Annotated in this window: 15 protein-coding genes; 8 read left to right on the top strand and 7 right to left on the bottom strand. The window is 70.8% G+C overall.

Features of this window, described 5'->3' with window-relative positions; all coding sequences use genetic code 11:
- The first annotated feature begins 7 nt into the window (after positions 1-7).
- Positions 8-751 (top strand): universal stress protein, encoded by a 744-nt coding sequence (locus AB0C26_RS24170; RefSeq protein WP_360251497.1) that lies wholly within the window; start codon positions 8-10, stop codon positions 749-751.
- Here the strand turns inward: AB0C26_RS24170 and manD are convergent.
- Positions 734-1,942, bottom strand: a complete 1,209-nt coding sequence (gene manD / locus AB0C26_RS24175; protein ID WP_360251500.1) for a D-mannonate dehydratase ManD — start codon at positions 1,940-1,942, stop codon at positions 734-736. The genes AB0C26_RS24170 and manD overlap by 18 nt on opposite strands.
- 51 nt (positions 1,943-1,993) lie before the next feature.
- On the opposite strand from manD, the gene AB0C26_RS24180 reads away from it, so the two are divergent.
- Positions 1,994-4,552: a bifunctional diguanylate cyclase/phosphodiesterase gene (locus AB0C26_RS24180; protein WP_360251503.1), complete on the top strand. Its 2,559-nt coding sequence runs from the start codon at positions 1,994-1,996 to the stop codon at positions 4,550-4,552.
- A 4-nt stretch (positions 4,553-4,556) separates the two neighbouring features.
- On the opposite strand, the gene AB0C26_RS24185 is transcribed toward AB0C26_RS24180, so the two are convergent.
- Both AB0C26_RS24185 and AB0C26_RS24190 read right to left on the bottom strand, forming a co-directional pair.
- Positions 4,557-5,378, bottom strand: coding sequence for an SDR family oxidoreductase (locus AB0C26_RS24185; protein ID WP_360251506.1), 822 nt, complete (start codon positions 5,376-5,378; stop codon positions 4,557-4,559).
- Positions 5,379-5,438: 60 nt separating this feature from the next.
- Positions 5,439-6,263, bottom strand: a complete 825-nt coding sequence (locus tag AB0C26_RS24190; protein ID WP_360251509.1) for an SDR family NAD(P)-dependent oxidoreductase — start codon at positions 6,261-6,263, stop codon at positions 5,439-5,441.
- 182 nt (positions 6,264-6,445) lie between these two features.
- On the opposite strand from AB0C26_RS24190, the gene AB0C26_RS24195 reads away from it, so the two are divergent.
- Both AB0C26_RS24195 and AB0C26_RS24200 read left to right on the top strand, forming a co-directional pair.
- A complete protein-coding gene (locus tag AB0C26_RS24195; RefSeq protein WP_360251512.1) occupies positions 6,446-7,624 on the top strand; it encodes an MFS transporter in 1,179 nt (392 codons plus the stop codon).
- Positions 7,625-7,666: 42 nt separating this feature from the next.
- Positions 7,667-8,335: an HAD family hydrolase gene (locus AB0C26_RS24200; RefSeq protein ID WP_360251515.1), complete on the top strand. Its 669-nt coding sequence runs from the start codon at positions 7,667-7,669 to the stop codon at positions 8,333-8,335.
- Positions 8,336-8,348: 13 nt separating this feature from the next.
- On the opposite strand, the gene AB0C26_RS24205 is transcribed toward AB0C26_RS24200, so the two are convergent.
- Entirely contained in the window at positions 8,349-8,771 is a 423-nt protein-coding gene (locus AB0C26_RS24205; RefSeq protein ID WP_360251518.1) for a MarR family transcriptional regulator, read from the bottom strand.
- Between the two features lie 3 nt (positions 8,772-8,774).
- Positions 8,775-9,191, bottom strand: coding sequence for an SRPBCC family protein (locus AB0C26_RS24210; protein ID WP_360251521.1), 417 nt, complete (start codon positions 9,189-9,191; stop codon positions 8,775-8,777).
- 162 nt (positions 9,192-9,353) lie between these two features.
- On the opposite strand from AB0C26_RS24210, the gene AB0C26_RS24215 reads away from it, so the two are divergent.
- Entirely contained in the window at positions 9,354-9,671 is a 318-nt protein-coding gene (locus AB0C26_RS24215) for a hypothetical protein (protein ID WP_360251524.1), read from the top strand.
- An 11-nt stretch (positions 9,672-9,682) separates the two neighbouring features.
- Positions 9,683-10,261, top strand: coding sequence for a dihydrofolate reductase family protein (locus tag AB0C26_RS24220; protein ID WP_360251527.1), 579 nt, complete (start codon positions 9,683-9,685; stop codon positions 10,259-10,261).
- Here the strand turns inward: AB0C26_RS24220 and AB0C26_RS24225 are convergent.
- Positions 10,245-10,787 (bottom strand): maleylpyruvate isomerase family mycothiol-dependent enzyme, encoded by a 543-nt coding sequence (locus tag AB0C26_RS24225; protein ID WP_360251530.1) that lies wholly within the window; start codon positions 10,785-10,787, stop codon positions 10,245-10,247. The genes AB0C26_RS24220 and AB0C26_RS24225 overlap by 17 nt on opposite strands.
- Before the next feature lie 148 nt (positions 10,788-10,935).
- Between AB0C26_RS24225 and AB0C26_RS24230 the strand changes: the two genes are divergently transcribed.
- Positions 10,936-11,085: a hypothetical protein gene (locus AB0C26_RS24230; protein WP_360251533.1), complete on the top strand. Its 150-nt coding sequence runs from the start codon at positions 10,936-10,938 to the stop codon at positions 11,083-11,085.
- Between the two features lie 78 nt (positions 11,086-11,163).
- On the opposite strand, the gene AB0C26_RS24235 is transcribed toward AB0C26_RS24230, so the two are convergent.
- On the bottom strand, positions 11,164-13,104 hold the full coding sequence (locus AB0C26_RS24235) for a galactose oxidase-like domain-containing protein (RefSeq protein WP_360251536.1): 1,941 nt from the start codon (positions 13,102-13,104) through the stop codon (positions 11,164-11,166).
- 392 nt (positions 13,105-13,496) lie between these two features.
- Between AB0C26_RS24235 and AB0C26_RS24240 the strand changes: the two genes are divergently transcribed.
- Positions 13,497-16,442 (top strand): family 16 glycoside hydrolase, encoded by a 2,946-nt coding sequence (locus AB0C26_RS24240; RefSeq protein WP_360251539.1) that lies wholly within the window; start codon positions 13,497-13,499, stop codon positions 16,440-16,442.
- The last annotated feature ends 123 nt before the right edge of the window (positions 16,443-16,565 follow it).

Consider the following 16,565-nt stretch of genomic DNA (forward strand, 5'->3'; position numbering starts at 1 on the left):
GAAAAGCGTGACCATCGTCGTCGGCTACGACCACTCCCCCGACGCGCGCGCCGCCGTCGCGTGGGCGCTCGACGCCGGCTCGCCGGTCACTCTTCTCTACGCCCATGAGGTGCCCAGCTGGATCCCGTCGAACGCCGGCGAGGTCCTGCCCGGCGGCGAGTGGGAGCAGACCGTTCTCACCGCGCTCGACGAGGTGGTAGCGGACGCCCGGCGCACGCATCCGCACGTGCCGATCGAGGTCCGTGCGGTGCACTCGCCGCCGGTGCAGGCGCTCCTCGACGCCTCGGCGTCCGCGTCCATGATCGTCTTCGGCAGCCGTGGCCACAGCGCCGTGGCCAACCTGCTCGGGACGGTGAGTACGACGGTCAGCGCCCACGCCTGTTGCCCCGTCGTCGTGGTCCGCGGTCAGGCCACCGCCGGCGCGCCCGTCGTGGCCGGGGTCGACGGCTCGGCCGCCGAGGAGCCGGTACTGCGCTTCGCGGCCGAGCAGGCCGCCGCCCGGGGGGCGCCGCTGCACGTCCTCACCGGCCCCCGCTCGGAGGTCTCCCCCACCTTCGGCGGCACGGTCGAGCCCGTCACCGGGCACGCCGCCGACGCCCTGACCGCCGCCAGCCGGCGGGCTCAGCTCGTCGTGGTCGGCTGCCGGGGCCGCGGCCCCTTCCTCGGCCTGCTCCTGGGGTCGGTCAGCCAGCACCTGCTGCGGCACAGCGCCTGCACGGTCGCCGTCGTCCACTCACCAGTCGTGGACTGATCCGTCCAGGTTGCGGGCGACCGGCAGGTAGCGGGGCTGGTACGGGAACCTCGCGGCCACCTCGTCGTCGTACTCGATGCCGAGGCCCGGCTCCTCCGACGGGTGCAGGTGGCCGTCCGTGACCTGGGGGGTGCCGCGGAACACCTCGTACGTCTCCAGCGTGTGGCCCATATGTTCCTGAATGCCGAAGTTGGGCTGGGCGATGTCGACGGCCACGGCCGCCGCGACCGTCACCGGTGAGAGATCGCTCGCGCCGTGCGACCCCGTGCGGACCTGATAGAGCGCGGCCAGGTCGAAGATGCGCCGCAGATGCGTGATGCCGCCGGCGTGCACGACGGTCGTGCGCACGTAGTCGATGAGCTGCTCGGTGATGAGCTGCTTGACGTCCCAGATCGAGTTCAGCACCTCGCCGGTCGCGATCGGCGTCGTCGTGTGCTGCCTGATCAGCCGGAACGCCTCCTGGTTCTCGGCCGGCGTCGGGTCCTCCATCCAGAACAGCCGCAGCTCCTCGACGCTCCGGCCGAACCGGGCGGCCTCGATCGGCGTGAGCCGGTGGTGCACGTCGTGCAGCAGGTGCAGCCCGAAGCCGAACTTCTCGCGCACCTTGGCCAGATAGCTCGGCGCGACGTCGAGATAGGCCTCGGTGCTCCACAGCTGTTCCTCGGGCAGAGCCGTCGCGGCCGGCTCATAGAAGGCGCCCTTCCGAATGCCGTAAGTGCCACTGACGCCGGGGACGGCCGCCTGCGCCCGGATCGCTTTAAACCCTTTGTCGCGGTACGCGGCCACGTCGTCGACGAGCGCCGCCACATCCACCCCACTCGCGTGGCAATAGACCAGCACCCCGTCGCGGGACCGCCCGCCGAGCAGTTGGTAGACCGGCAGCCCGGCCACCTTGCCCTTGACGTCCCAGAGCGCGACGTCGACCGCCGCGATCGCCGTCATGGTCACCGGCCCGCGCCGCCAGTAGGCGCCCTTGTAGAGGTACTGCCAGGTGTCCTCGATCCGGGCCGGGTCGCGGCCCACCAGCAGGGGCGCGACGTGGTCGCGCAGGTACGAGGCGACGGCCAGCTCGCGCCCGTTCAGGGTCGCGTCGCCGAGGCCGGTCACGCCGTCGGAAGTGGTGATGCGCAGCGTCACGAAGTTGCGGCCCGGCGACGTGACAAGGACCTCGACCCGATCGATAGTTGCCATTTTTCTCCCCGGCCCGTAACCGTCGCGGCGAACGCTCGTTGGTTCTGCATCATGGCAGGCGGATCCCCTCTCCGGCTGATCGTGCCCGCGCTGCTGGCGACGGTCGCGCTGGCCTGCGCGTTCGTCCTGCTGCCGACCGGAAGTGTGGCCGGCCTGCTGACCGCGGCCTCGGCTGTGACCGCTGTCGTCATGGCCCGCGCGGCCCGCACCGGCCGGTCGGCCGGGCCACCGGCCCGGGCCCTCGCGCTGGCCGGCGGGCTCGGCCTGACCGCGCTGGCCGGCGCCGCCAGCGGCATCGCCACCCTGGTGGCGCCGGACGTACTGGTCGACGGTGTGCCCCTGCCGGCCGAGATTCCGCTGGTCTCCATCTTCTTCGTGGCGACCCTCTACCTGCCGGCGATCCTGCGCCCGGCGCAGCGCCGCACGGGGGTGGCCCGCCTGCGTACGGCCCTGGACGTCGCCGGTGTCTGGACCTGCCTGATCTTCTCGTCCTGGCTGCTGCTGTTCAGCGACGGCGGCGAGCAGCGCGGCGCGACCATCACGGCACTGATCTTCGGCGGTGGCGCGGCCACCACGGCCGGAGTCGCCGGCGTCCACGCGATCCGCCACCGAACGGCACTGCAGTGGTGCGGTCCCGGCGCGGCGCTGTCGCTGGTCGGGCTTACCGCCCTGGTCATCGGCCTCGACTATCCGGGGATACCGAACGCGGCCATCGCGGCGGTCATCGCGGGTGCGGCGATAAATGTCGCCGGGGGCCTGCTGTGGTACGGGTCGGTGCGGCTGCGCCCGGACCTCGCGCCCCTGCCACCGCCGGACCTGCCTCTGCTCACGGTCCCGGTCATCGGCTCGGCCCTGATCACGGTCTTCCACCTGCTCAACGGCGGCGGCGTGGACGCGACGGCCATCATGCTGGGCACCCTGGGCATCGCGGTGGTGGCGGCCCGGGAATGGGTGTCGGCGGTCGCCCTGCGCCGCCAGGCGGGCCACCTCACCGACCAGGAGAACCGGCTGCGCAGCCTCACGTTCGGCGCCGCCGACGTGGCCCTGGTCCTCGACGCGAGCCTGGCCGTGCGCTGGCAGTCGTCGGCCGCGTTCCGCCAGTTCGGCCTGCCCCTGGGCCGCTGCGTCTCGGTCCTGGTCGACCCCGGCCAGGCCGACGACGTCCACTCCTACCTGATGTCCCGCCTCGCCGCCCCGCACGCCACCGGGACCGGCTCCGACGGGATCGCGGTCCGGCTGCGGGACGGGTTCGGGCGGTGGCGCCAGACCGAGTGGACCGCCAGCGGCGCCGACCCGGCCGAGCCCGGCCAGACGCTCGTGGTGCACATCCGCGACGTCAGCAACGCCCGCGACCTGGAACTGGCGCTGCGCCAGGAGACCCACCTCGACCGGCACACCGGCCTGGCCAACCGCGAGGGACTGCTCCGGGCGGCCGGCCTCATCCCCGACGCGGCCGCGATCATCGTGGTCGAGCTGGGCGGCCTGACCGCCATCGGCGACGTGCACGGGCCCGCCCTGGCCGAGTCGGTGCTGGTCGAGGCGGCCCGCCGGCTGCGGTCCCGGGTGGCCGCGGCCGACGTACCGGCCCGCATCGGTGAGACCCGCCTGGCCGTGCTGACCCACTGCGGCGCCGTACGGGCCCACCTGCTCGCCGGCCAGTTGGTGAACGCCCTGTCGGCTCCCTACACGGCGGCCGGCACGGTCTCCCACCTCTCCGCCTGGGCCGGGCTGGCCGACCTGCCGGGAGACCAGCCCGCCGAGGAGGTGCTGCGCCGCTCGCAACTCGCCCTGCGGTCCGTACGCTCCGGGCCGCCCGGCGCCGTCGAGTGGTACGAGGCCGAGATGGAGACCAGGCTGCTGCGGCGCTCCACGCTCGAGCAGGACCTGCCCGGCGCCGCGATCGACCTGCTCTTCCAGGTGGTCGTCGAGCTACCGGGCCGGCGCCCGGCCGGTGTGGAGGTCGTGCCGGTGTGGCGGCACCCCACGCTGGGCACGATCCCGGTGGCCGAGCTGCTGGCCCTGGCCGAGGAGCTGGGTAGCCTCGCCACGATCGGCCGCCGGGTCCTGGAGACCTCGTGCCGCCTGCTCGCCGGGTGGCGCCGCCTGCACCCCGGCCTGTGGCTGGCCGTCGCCGTGCGCCCCCGCCAGCTGGCCGATCCGGCCTTCCAGGCGAGCCTGCACACCGCCCTGGAGTCGTACGGTCTGCCGTACTCGGCTTTGGTCGTCGAGGTCTCCGAGGACGACGTCCGCCAGCCCGGCGTCGACGAGGTCGCCGCCCGGCTGGGCCGGCTGCGCGCCGAGGGCGTCCGGACGGCGGTCGGCCACTTCGGCACCGGCCCCACCTCGCTGAGCCGCCTGCGGATCCTCCCGGTCGACCTGCTCAAGATCGACCAGGAGGTCTTCGCCGAACCGGCCGTCCTCGAGGTGGCCGTCACCCTGGGCCACCGCCTGGGCATGGAGGTCATCGCCCACGGCGTCGCCGGCCCGGGCGACCTGGACACCGCCCAGTCGGCCGGCTGCCAGCTGGCCCAGGGCGACCTGCTGGGCCGCCCGATGCCGGCCGAACACCTGGAGGCCGTCCTCGAACAGCACCACGACGCCCGGCGCTAGCCGGTCACCCCTGCGCCTCGATGGCGAGCGGCTGCCACTCGCGCCACTCGGCGAGCCGGGACTCGTAGTCGGCCGTGGCGATGCCGAGCGGCGCCTCGCCGAAGAACACGCGCAGCGGCGGCTTCTCGGCGTCGACGATCTTGAGGATGACCGCGCCCGTCGCGGCCGGATCACCCGGGTTCGCGACCCGCTTGCTGCGGGCTTCGGCGGCTTGGGCGCGCACCTGTTCGTACGTGTCGAGCTTCGTCGCGTGCCGCGCCGACGAGCCGGCCCAGTCGGTGCTGAAGCCGCCCGGCTCGACCAGCGTCACCTTGATCCCGAAGAGCGCGACCTCCTGCGCCAGCGCCTGGCTGAACCCCTCGAGCGCCCACTTGGAGGCGTTGTAGACGCCGATGTTGGCGAACGCCGAGATGCCACCGATCGACGACACCTGAATGATGTTGCCGCCGCCGGCCTTGCGCAGGTAGGGCAGAGCACCCTGGGTCACCCAGAGCGCCCCGAACACGTTGGTCTCGAACTGCGCCCGGGCCTCCTGCTCGCTGATCTCCTCGATCATGCCGAACTGCCCGTACCCCGCGTTGTTGACGATCACGTCGAGCCGCCCGAAGTGGTCGTCGGCCGCCTTGAGCGCGTCGAGCACCGCCGCCCGGTCGGTCACGTCCAACGTCAGCGGCAGCACCTGGTTCCCGTACCGCTGAACAAGGTCTTTCAAAGATTCGGCGCTGCGAGCCGTGGCGGCGACCCGGTCGCCCCGCTCCAGCGCCGCCGTCGCCCACTCCCGCCCGAAGCCACGCGAGCTGCCGGTGATGAACCAGGTCCTGGCCATCGGTATGTCCTTCCGCCGGTTGTCGCCCCAACCCTACGACCGGCCATGGTCATCCGCAGGTCAGAAACCGGTCGATTCGCTCAGCGACCGCCACCGGCTCATCTCGGCCCCCACCGCCAGCAGTTTCTGTTCGACGCGGTCCAGGGCGTCGCGGCCGAGCTGGACGCGGACCGGCGGATCGGCGGCGTCGGCGATGGTGACGACGGCGGCGGCCGCCTTGGCCGGATCCCCGGGCTGCCTGCCGTCAGCCGCCCGGAGAGCGCGAAGCCGCGTACCGACGGTCGCCTGATAGTCCTCGATCAGGGGGCGCTCGGTCATCCGGGCGCTCGACGGGTCCAGGAAGTCCGTCCGGAACTGGCCCGGCTCGACCACCGTCGCCCTCACCCCGAGCCCGTCCAGCTCGACGTTGAGGGCTTCGGTCACCGCCTCGACCGCGAACTTCGAGACGCTGTACGCGCCGGAGCCGGGAACGGCCGTGAAGCCGCCCACCGACCCGATGTTGACGATCCGGCCGGACCGTTGCCGGCGCATCATCGGCAGCACCGCCCGCGTGGCCCGGATCAGACCCAGGACGTTGACCTCCAACAGCGATCGGATCTCGTCGTCGCCGGTCAGCTCGAGCGCCCCGAACAGGCCGTAGCCGGCGTTGTTGACGAGCACGTCGAGCCGCCCGAACTCACGCTCGGCCAGGCCGGCCACGGCCGCGACGTCGCCCGGGGAGCTGACGTCGAGCCGGACCACGCGGACGCCGGCCTCGAGCAGGGCGGGGTACGGGCGGTCGGTGTCGCGCACGCCGGCCAGCACAGTGTGCCCGGCCGAGGCCGCGGCCAAAGCGATGTGGTGACCGAGCCCGCGGGACGCGCCGGTGACAAGCCAGATGGACATGCACCGAATGCTGCCCGTCCCGGACCCCCGCGCCGAGGTGCGCATCCCCCCTTCGATCAGTGCCGCCGGTGTGGACGTCGAACAGCGTTTCCGAGGTACGGATTCACGCGACGCTCCCGTGGACATTCCGGAGCCGCCACATCGGTACGGGGTACATCGGTACGGGGTAAGGAGTTCAGGAGATGACACGTCGGCTCACACTGCTGTTCGCGGTGGCCGCGGGCGCCGCGGTGGCCAACCTGTACTGGGCGCAGCCGCTGCTCGACCTCATCGCCGGCGACCTGCACGCGAGCCAGGCGGCCGCGGGATGGCTGGTCACCGCCACCCAGATCGGATACGCGGCCGGCATCCTGTGCATCGTCCCGCTCGGCGACATGCTCGACCGGCGGCGCCTGGTACGGACCGTGCTGCTGTGCTCGTCCGCCGCCGCGCTGCTGTGCGCCGTCGCGCCGTCGCTGCCGCTCCTGCTCGGCGCGCTCGTCCTGCTCGGGCTGACCGCGGTGGCCGGCCAGATTCTCGCGCCGCTGGCCGGGGACCTGGCGGACGACGCCACCCGGGGCCGGATCGTCGGCACGGTGATCTCGGGCATTCTGATCGGGGTGCTCGTCTCGCGGACGGTCGCCGGTTTCGTGGCCGGCGTGGCCGGCTGGCGGGCCATCTACGTCGTCGCGGCCGTGGTCGCGGCCGGCGCGGCCCTGGTCCTCCACCGGGCGGTGCCCACCCTGCCGGTACGGTCGCGAATCCCGTACCCCACGCTGTTGGCCTCGGTCTTCCGGGTGATCGCCCGGGAGCGGACCGCGCGCTGGACGGCCGTGCTGGCCGCCACCGCGTTCGGCACGTTCACGATGTTCTGGACGTCGCTGACGTTCCTGCTCAGCGGCCCCCCGTTCGGCTACTCGGTCCAGGTCATCGGCCTGTTCGGGGTGGCCGGCCTGGTCGGCGCGCTGGCCGCGCAGCGGGCGGGCGGGCTGCACGACCGCGGGCGCTCGATCCCCGCCACCGGCGCCGCCTGGGCGCTGACCGTGGTGTCGCTGACGCTGGCCCTCACCGGGCAGCGGTCGGTGGTGGCCGTCGTGGTCGCGATCGTGCTGCTCGACGCGGCGGTGCAGACCATCGGCATCCTCAACCAGACGCGCCTGTTCGCGCTCTCCGGCGAGGCCCGCAGCCGGCTCAACACCATCTACGTGACCAGCAACTTCCTCGGCGGCGCGGCCGGTTCGGCGCTGGCCACGATCCTGTGGCCGGTCGGCGGCTGGACATTGATCTGCGCCGTCGGTATCGCACTGAGCTGTTTCGCCCTCGGAGTCTGGGCCGTCGGCCGCCGCGGCGCCCTGATCCCCCACCCGGCCGGGAAGGGGTGACCCGTATGTCTGGTAGCCCGCAATCCTGGGTACCCCGCGGGGATGAGATCCGGAGTCCTGTTCGACGTCGACGGCACCTTGGTCGACTCCACGTACCTGCACACGGTCGCCTGGTGGGAGGCGCTGCGCCAGCGGGGCGCCGACGTACCCATGGCCGCGATCCACCGGGCGATCGGCATGGGTTCCGACAACCTGCTCGACCATCTGCTGGGCCCGTCCCGCGACCACGGCCAGGACGAGGAGTCCTCGACCGCCCACGACGTCCTGTACGGCGCGTGGTGGGAACGGCTGCGCCCGCTGCCCGGCGCGGCGGAGCTCCTGCGCGCGGTGGCCGGCCGCGGCCTCGCGGTCGCCCTGGCGTCGTCGGCGCAGGCGGCCGAGCTCGAACACCTGCGCCGGGTGATCGACGCCGACGACGTGATCACGGCGGCCACCTCGTCGGCCGACGCCGAGCGGACCAAGCCCGCCCCCGACATCCTCCAGGCCGCCCTCGACCAGTCCGGCATCGATCCGGCGTCAGCGGTCTTCGTCGGCGACTCGGTCTGGGACGTCAAGGCCGCGGCCAAGGTCGACATCCCGTGCATCGGCCTGGCCTGCGGCGGCACCTCGGCCGGCGAGCTGAAGGAGGCCGGAGCGATCGAGGTGTACGAGGATCCGGCCGCCCTGCTGTCGGCCCTCGACAAGTCCGCGATCGCGGCCCTGGTCAGTTAGCTCGCGGCCCAGGTCAGTTGGCGAGCGGCCGGAGCATCGCCAGCAGCGCTCCCGGGTCGGGCAGGGAGCCGAAGAAGGCGGCGTCGGTGGCCTCGACGACGGCGACGGCCTCCTTGGCGAGTTCGGCGCCGCGCTCGGTCACCCGCAGGCGCTTGACCCGGGTGTCGGCCGCGTCGACCTCCCGCCGGATCAGCTCCTTGGCCTCCAGCCGGCGGACCACCTGGGAGGTCATCTTGACGTCGGTGCCCGCCTGCCGGGCCACGCTGAGCTGGCTGGGCGGCTCACCGTGGGCGTTGAGCCACCAGGTGGTGGCCAGCAACACGAACTGCACGTGGGTCAGGTCGAGCGGGGCCAGCGCCGCGGTGATGTCCCGCTGCCAGCGCAACGTGACGTGCCAGAGCAGAAAGCCCGGGCTGTCGTTCGGGTCGAGGGCCACGACTCAGCTCTCGGCGAGCCGAACGAGCGCCCCGACGACCTCGGGGAAGTCGGCGGTGATGGCCGGCCCCAGCTCCGGCCCGACCTGGTCGGCGGCGGGCCCGTCGATCTCGGTCCGGTAGACGACCCGGGTCTTCCCGGCCCCCGCGGGCTCCAGCGAGTGCACGGTCCGGACGACGAAGTCCCCCGCGTCCATCTCGTCGGTGAACAGCCGCCCCGGCACGACCTCGGTCAGCCGCATCCGCAGCGGCTCCTCCCCCGGCGGCGTCATCGTGAACGCGGTGCCCACCGCGAACGGCCCGTCCACCTCGATCTTCTCGATCCCCGCGTTCCATGTCGGCCACTGATCCACCGCCGACCAGTGACGCCACAGAACCTCGGGCGCCGCGCTGGTCTCCGCACTGTGCTCGTACTGCCACATGATCCGCTCCTCACGTCGATTGGCTGCGCAGAGACTATCTTCGCGCAGACTATCAGTCAACATGGTGGTCCAGTTTTGAGCGATGCCCCGCCTCGTGAAGCTCACCAAGAAGAAGCTCAACGGCAATCGGGGACTGGGATCACCGTCGACCTGTGCCGCCCCGTGACTCGAGACCGGGACGCGTGGAGCTTCGTCGACCTCGAACTCGACCTCTGGCACCTGCCGGACGACGACACGCCGTCCGGCACCGATCCCCGCCCCCGGCTCAGCCGGCACGGCCGGACCGTCGGCGTCGCCGACGACGACGAACTCGACGACGCCGTCAGCCGGGAATGGATCACCCCCGCCGAGGCGGCACGGACACGCGGCGAAGCCCGGTATGTCGCCGACCTCATCCTCGACGGGCGCCACCCGTTCACCCGGGCGGCGTGGGAACGCTTCGAGCGGGCGATCACCCGAAAACTGCCTGCTCCACGTTAGAGTCGCCGGGCATGGGACTTCTTACCTTCAGCCTCAACGTCACCCTGGACGGTTGCGTCGACCATCAGGCGGGGATCGCCGACGACGAGACGCACGCGCTCTTCACCCGCCTGATGGACGAGGCCGGCGCCATGCTGTGGGGCCGCGTCACCTACGAGATGATGGAGAGCTACTGGCCGGCCGTCGCCCGCGGCGACGTGCAGGCGCCGCCGGCTGAGCGCGAGTGGGCGGTCAATCTGGAGACCAAACCCAAGTACGTGGTCTCGTCCACGCGTACGGAATTCCCGTGGACCAACAGCCACCACCTGGCCGGCGATCTGCGCGAGGGCGTACAGAAACTCAAGGACGCCAACCCGAACGGCGTCCTCCTCGGCAGCGGCAAGCTCGCGACCGAACTCGACCGGCTCGACCTGATCGACGAGTACCGGTTGCTCGTCCACCCCCGGATCGCCGGTCACGGCCCGACGCTGTACGCGGGTGGTCTGCCCAGCACGCGCCGGCTCGAGCTCATCTCGGCGGAGCCGCTGCGCAACGGGGCGGTGGCCATGCACTACCGGCGCGAGCCCACCGGCGTCAGCGCCGGCCGCTGAGCTTCAGCACGAGGTCACCGGCGGGCGCTTCGACCAGTACGCCGTCCCCGTACTCCCAGTCGAGGTCGGTGGCCCGCAGCCGCTGCCCGCCGGTGTCGACCCCGAAATGCTTGCCGTCGGCCAGCTCGTCGAGCACGAGCCGGGTGGCCTCGTCGCTCGCCGTACGCGGCAGGCCGAGGGCGGCCGTGATGTCGAGGCCGTGGATGACCACGTGGCTGAGGGCCCCGGCGGCGCCACCGCCCGGCGGGGCCCACCGGGCCATGGTGTCGCTGCGCAGGTCGGCCAGCAGCGACGCGAACGGCAGGTCACCGTCGCGGCGGGCCACCCGCTCGGACAGCGCGTCGAAGTCGTGCCCCACCGCCGCCAGTTCGGCCATGAACGCCGGCCCGTCGTAGCGGGCGGCCATAGTCATGTGGGCGACCACATGGCGTACCTCCCAGCCCGCACACAGCGAGGGGGCGGTCGGCGGCTGCCCGGCGAGCGCGTCGGCGAGGGCCTGAAACTGGGGCCCGACAAGCTCCTGCATGACTTTCTCCTCAAGTTCGACAACGGCGTACGGGTCCCGTCCGGCCCCCAGACGTGCGTGAGATGCTCAGGCTTCGTCAGACACGCGAAGACCAGCCCCACGGGCGCGTCGTGGACGTACCTCACCGCGTCTCCCCCAGCCGCCTCAGATGCTCGGCCTGCCGGGCATCGATCCAGGCCAGCGCCTCGACCAGCCGCTCCACCTGAAGGCTGGCCGGCCGCGCCTGAGCCTGCTGGCGGCCCGAGAGGACCTGAGCGCGCTCACCGAAGCCGGAGAGGCCGAAGGCGGTGCGGCGTGACAGGAGCCACTGCCCTTCCCTCCGAGACCAGCCTGGCCAGTGTCGGCCACGCGTCCGTCAGTGGCCTCCGCGCTGTCATCACCACGTCCACTTCTGCAGGGCTGCCCCGGTGCAGGTGACTATCTGGATCTGGGCTCGTTCGGCCGAGGAGGCGGCGGCCAGGCACAGCGTGGTCTTGGCGACCGGGCGGATGGTCTTGTCGGTGCCGTACTGCCAGGTCTGGGCTGGGGTGCCGTTGCAGGTGTAGATGAAGATGCGCTGGCCGGTGACGAAGTTCTGGCCGGGGATGTCCAGGCAGTTGCCCAGGACGCGCAGGGACTTGTCGTTGGGGAGGCGGGTCAGGGCCTGCGCCCTGGTGCCGTTGCAGGTGTAGGTCTGCAGGTAGGTCTTCAGGACCAGGGACGAGCCGGGGAGGTCGATGCAGCGGCCGGTGTCGTTTTTGACCTGGCTCATCAGCGGGTTCGGGGACTTCGGCACCTGGACCGTCTTGGCCACCGACGGGACGCCGTTGGCGTCGACGATGAACAGCATGTAGTAGCCGGGTGGGGCCACGCCGCCGTTCGGTGGGCCGGTGACCGTCAAGGCCGTACCGGAAACCGTGTATTTCAGCGGGATGTAGCGCTGACCCTGGTCGATGCTGTGGGTGACGTCGCCCAGGCCGACCAGGCCCACCTTGCGGATGGCCGACGCCTGCGGGGTCGACACCGTGAACGTGGCGCCGATGCCTACCGTGGCCGGCGCGGTGGTGATCGCCGGGCGGTCGGCCAGAGCGCCGCTACCGTCCTTTTTATACAGGTACGGCGGCGTGAAGTACTCGATGTTCTTCTCCAGATAGCCGGCGGCCATGCACGCTCCGCAGACGCCGCCGCCGCCGGTCAGGACGCGGCCGTCGGGCAGCAGCGCGGCCGTCGAGTGGTACTGGCGGATGCGGCTCGCCTCGGCCAGCACGGACCACTGGCCGGTTGCCGGGTCCCACCGTTCGGCTGTGGTGATGGCGTGGGCCAGGTCGACGTTGACGTTGACGGCGGCGCTCGTCATGCCGCCGGTGGCCAGGACCGAGCCGTCGGCGAGCAGGGTCGCGTTCAGCTGGCGGCGGCCGGTCGACAGGGAGCCGGTCGACGTGGTGGCCGGGAACATGGTGGCGCCGGTGCTCATCACCACCGCCGTCTTCGTCGGCACGTCGGCCACGCCGCCCTCGGTCATCTTGCCGCCGCCGACCACGACCGTCTTGCCGACGTCGTACGTGGCGAAGCTTCCGTAGTCGCGGAACAGGTTGTCGCGGTTGCCGGTCGCCGTGACGATGCCGATGCCGGACGTGTTGACGGTCCAGCCGGTGGTGTACGGGCCGATGACCCCGAGCTGGGTGTCGGGGCGGGAGCCCATGAAGGCGTAGAGGCGCGAACTGTACTTGGTGAATCCGGTGAGGGGGCGAATGGCGCCGTTCGCCTGATAGACCTCGGAGATCTCCGGGCCGCCGCCGACGATGACGTTTTCGCCGTTCGCCGTCTCGGCGACCGCCGGGTACCAGCGCGCGCCCGCCATGTCCTGTCCGCGGGTCCAGGTTTCGTTCTGCCAGTCGAAGATGTGCGTTTGGACGGTGCCGTCCAGCTGTGCGTTCGCATTTCCGCCGGCGACCAGGATGTTGCCGTTCGGAAGGTGGGCGAATCCGGCGCAGAAGATGTTCGAGCCTTGCAGATCAACGCGTTTGTACGTGTCGTCGGCCGGATTCCAGACCATCGCGCGGGTGAAGTTGTGGTCGGGGTAGGACTCGCTCGAGTTGTCGCCGACCGAGTCCCAGATCAGGGCTTTTCCGTTGGGCAGCACCGCGGTGAAGACCGGAATGACGGGCGTGTCGAGCACCGGGCTCCATGATCCGGACTTTCCGGGATCGGCGGCGAGGTTCGCTTTCTTCTTCGCCGTTCCGGGCCGGACTCCGGTCGCCCGCTGGATGCGGTCCGCGTTTTCGGCGGTCTGCCGCTCGATGACACTGACCGGCGTTCCGGCCAGATCTTCGGCCATATGTTCCCGCGAGTCGTCATGGGCATGCGCATGGTCGTGCGAATGCACATGGACATGGTCATGTCCAGAAGCGGGTGTCACGTGAAATATGAATGCACCCAACAGCACCGATACGGAGAAAATAGCAAGACGCTTGTGCATGACTAAGCCCCTTTCCCCGAGCAAGTGGCTCACCTTAACCCCGCGTTAAGACACTCTTCAATGTCTCAACCCCCGAGATTTGGTTGCATCGCACAGCCCGTCCGTCTATGGCGACCAGCCGATCATCCGAGCGGCACTTTTGACTCGTACGAGGAAAGTTCGGGCAGGATCTTCGAAAGCCATGGACGCCCCGGCAAAAGTGGCCCACGATATTCACCATCCTGAATCACGGCTGTAATCGGAGAGCGCCGATGAAACGACTGCTCGTGGGTGCCCTGCTAGTGGGAACTTTCGCGACGGTGCCGGCCCAGGCCGCCGCTGCCGCCGATCCTCCGCAAGAACCCGGGGTGACGCTCCGGACGTACGACATCGGCACGGCGATGAGCCGGGTCTGTGAGCTCAAACCCGGCCAGACCCCCAACGTGGACAAGCTGATGCCCACGGTGGACTGGTCGAGCACCGACCAGTTCGGCCTCAGCGACAACTTCGTCACCCACGCGCTGGCCAACCTCACGGTGCCGGCCACCGGGGCGTACACGTTCCGGCTCGTCAGCGACGACGGCTCGAAGCTGTTCATCGGCGACACCCTGCTGATCGACCACGACGGCCTGCACGACGTCGAGCCGCCCGGCGAGGGCACGATCGACCTGACCGCGGGCGTCTACCCGATCCGCGTCGAACACTTCGACCGCGACGGCGGCCAGCGCCTCACCCTGTCGTGGAAGACGCCGGGCTCGAGCGACTTCGCGGTGGTGCCGACCAGCGCGCTCAGCACCGACGCCGGCGTGGTGCGGGTGACCGCGCCCGGCCGCAAGGAGTGCACCTCCGGCACGGACACCCCGGGCGACGGGCTGCCGCTGACCGCGGTGAACCCCGGATACGACCTCACGAACCTGCGCCCGCCGGGCTTCGAGCCGCAGGTCACCGGCATCGCCTGGCGACCCGACGGCAAGATGGTCCTGTCCACCTGGGGTGGTTCGGACAAGGTGGCCGGCGAGGTCTACCTGGTCACCGGCGCGACCGGGCCGGGCCCGGTCACGTACCGGAAAATCGCCGAAGGCCTCAAGGAACCGATGGGCATCGCCGTCGTCGACGGCCTGGTCTACGTCTCGCAGAAGCATGAGCTGACCGAGCTGCGGGACACCAACGGCGACCAGGTGCTCGACGCGCGGCGCACGGTGGCGGTGTGGCCGTTCGGCGGCAACTTCCACGAGTTCGCGTTCGGGCTGCTCTACAAGGACGGCAACTTCCATCTGAACCTGTCGGTCTCGATCAACCTGGGCGGGGCGACCACCGACCCGCAGCCGGTCGGCGGGCGCGGCACGAGCATCGTCGTCAACCGCAAGACCGGCCAGGTGACCACGGTCGCCGGCGGCCTGCGCACACCGAACGGCATCGGCTGGGGCGACGACGGCAGCCTCTACGTCACCGACAACCAGGGTGGCTGGCTGCCCTCGTCCAAGCTCATCAAGATCTCCAAGGGCGCGTTCTACAACCACTACACCAACCCCGACGGCCCGTACGACGCTCAGCCCGTGACCCGTCCCGTGCTGTGGCTGCCGCAGAACCAGATCGCCAACTCGCCCAGCACCCCGGTCCAGCTCAAGTCCGGCCCGTACAAGGGGCAGTTCGTGATCGGCGACGTCACCTACGGCGGCCTGCAGCGGGCGTACCTGGAGAAGGTGAACGGCCAGGAGCAGGGCGCGGTCTTCCGGCACACACAGGGCCTGGAGGCCGGCGTCAACCGGGTCTCGCTCGGCCCGGACGGCTCGCTCTACCTCGGCGGGCTCGGCGCCGACGGCAACTGGGGCCAGGAGGGCAAGCTCCGCTTCGGCCTGCAGAAGCTCACCCCGAACGGCAAGAACGTCTTCGACATGAAGACCCTGAAGGCGACCTCGACCGGTTTCGCCATCGAGTACACCAAGCCGCTGTCGGACGAGACCATCGCGAAACTGCCCACGGCGTACGGCATCGAGCAGTGGCGTTATGTGCCGACCGAGCAGTACGGCGGGCCGGAGGTCGACAAGGAGACGCTGAAGGTGACCGGGGCCAAGGTCTCGGGCGACCGGAAGACGGTCACGCTGACCGTGGACGGGCTGCGCCGCGACCGCGTCGTGCACCTGCGCTCGCCGCGGCCGTTCGCGGCCCGCGACGGTGAGACGCTCTGGAGCACCGAGGCCTGGTACACGATGAACGAGAAGCCCGGCCCGCGCCAGCAGGAGGTCTTCTACGAGGTTGAGGAGGGCTCCCGCGAGGGCGGAGCGTCGCTCGCGACCGACCACCGCGGCTACTCCGGCGTCGGGTTCGTGGCCGGCTTCGGCAACCTGAACGCCTCGGCCACCACGCACGTCACGGTGGACAAGACCGGCGACTACGCGGTCGGGCTGCGCTACTCCAACGGCCCCAACCCGTTCAGCGGCGCCAAGACGGTCAGCGTGCACGTCAACGACCGCAAGGTGAAGCAGGTGTCGCTGCCGTCGACGGTCACCTGGGACGAGTGGGCGACCGCCACCGAGACGCTGCGGCTCACCAAGGGCGTCAACAAGATCCAGTACCGGGTCGACGCCCTCGACACCGGGCACGTCAACCTCGACCTGATCAGCGTGCGCGAGCCCGGCAAGCGGATCGTCCTGTTCGACGGCAAGAGCCTGGACAACTGGCAGCACACCGACGGCCGCCGCCCGCAATGGCCGATCATCGACAAGAGCGCCACCGAGGTCTGCTGCGGTGACCTGCGTACCAAGGAAGCCTTCGGCGACTACAAGCTGCACGTCGAGTTCAAGGTGCCACTGCTCCCGCCGGAGGTGACCGGCCAGAACCGCGGCAACAGCGGGGTCTACCAGCAGGAGCGTTACGAGATTCAGATTCTTGACTCGTACGGGGACACGACGCTCGACAACAACGAGGCCGGCGCCATCTACACCGTCAAGGCGCCGGACGTGAACATGGCGACGCCGCCCGAGACGTGGCAGAAGTACGACATCACGTTCCGCGCCGCCCGCTACGACGCCTCCGGCGCCAAGACCGAGAACGCCCGGGTGACGGTTGTCTGGAACGGCCGGACGGTGCAGAACAACGTCGAGATCCCCAACGGCACCGGCGGCAACATCCCGGAGGGCCCGGCGACCGGGTCGATCCGCCTGCAGGACCACGGCAACAAGGTTCAGTACCGGAACGTCTGGATCGAAAGTCTTTAGTCCGGTCAAGGGCGGTGGCGGGGAGGTTGGATGGGCACGTTCAGGAGGCGTACAGGTTGGGTGACTAGGGTTCCGGGCTGAGGGGAGTACCTCGCTCAGAGCGCTGCGGTCATCACGGACGTC

Source organism: Actinoplanes sp. NPDC048796, from assembly GCF_040650035.1.
Classification (GTDB): Bacteria; Actinomycetota; Actinomycetes; order Mycobacteriales; family Micromonosporaceae; genus Actinoplanes.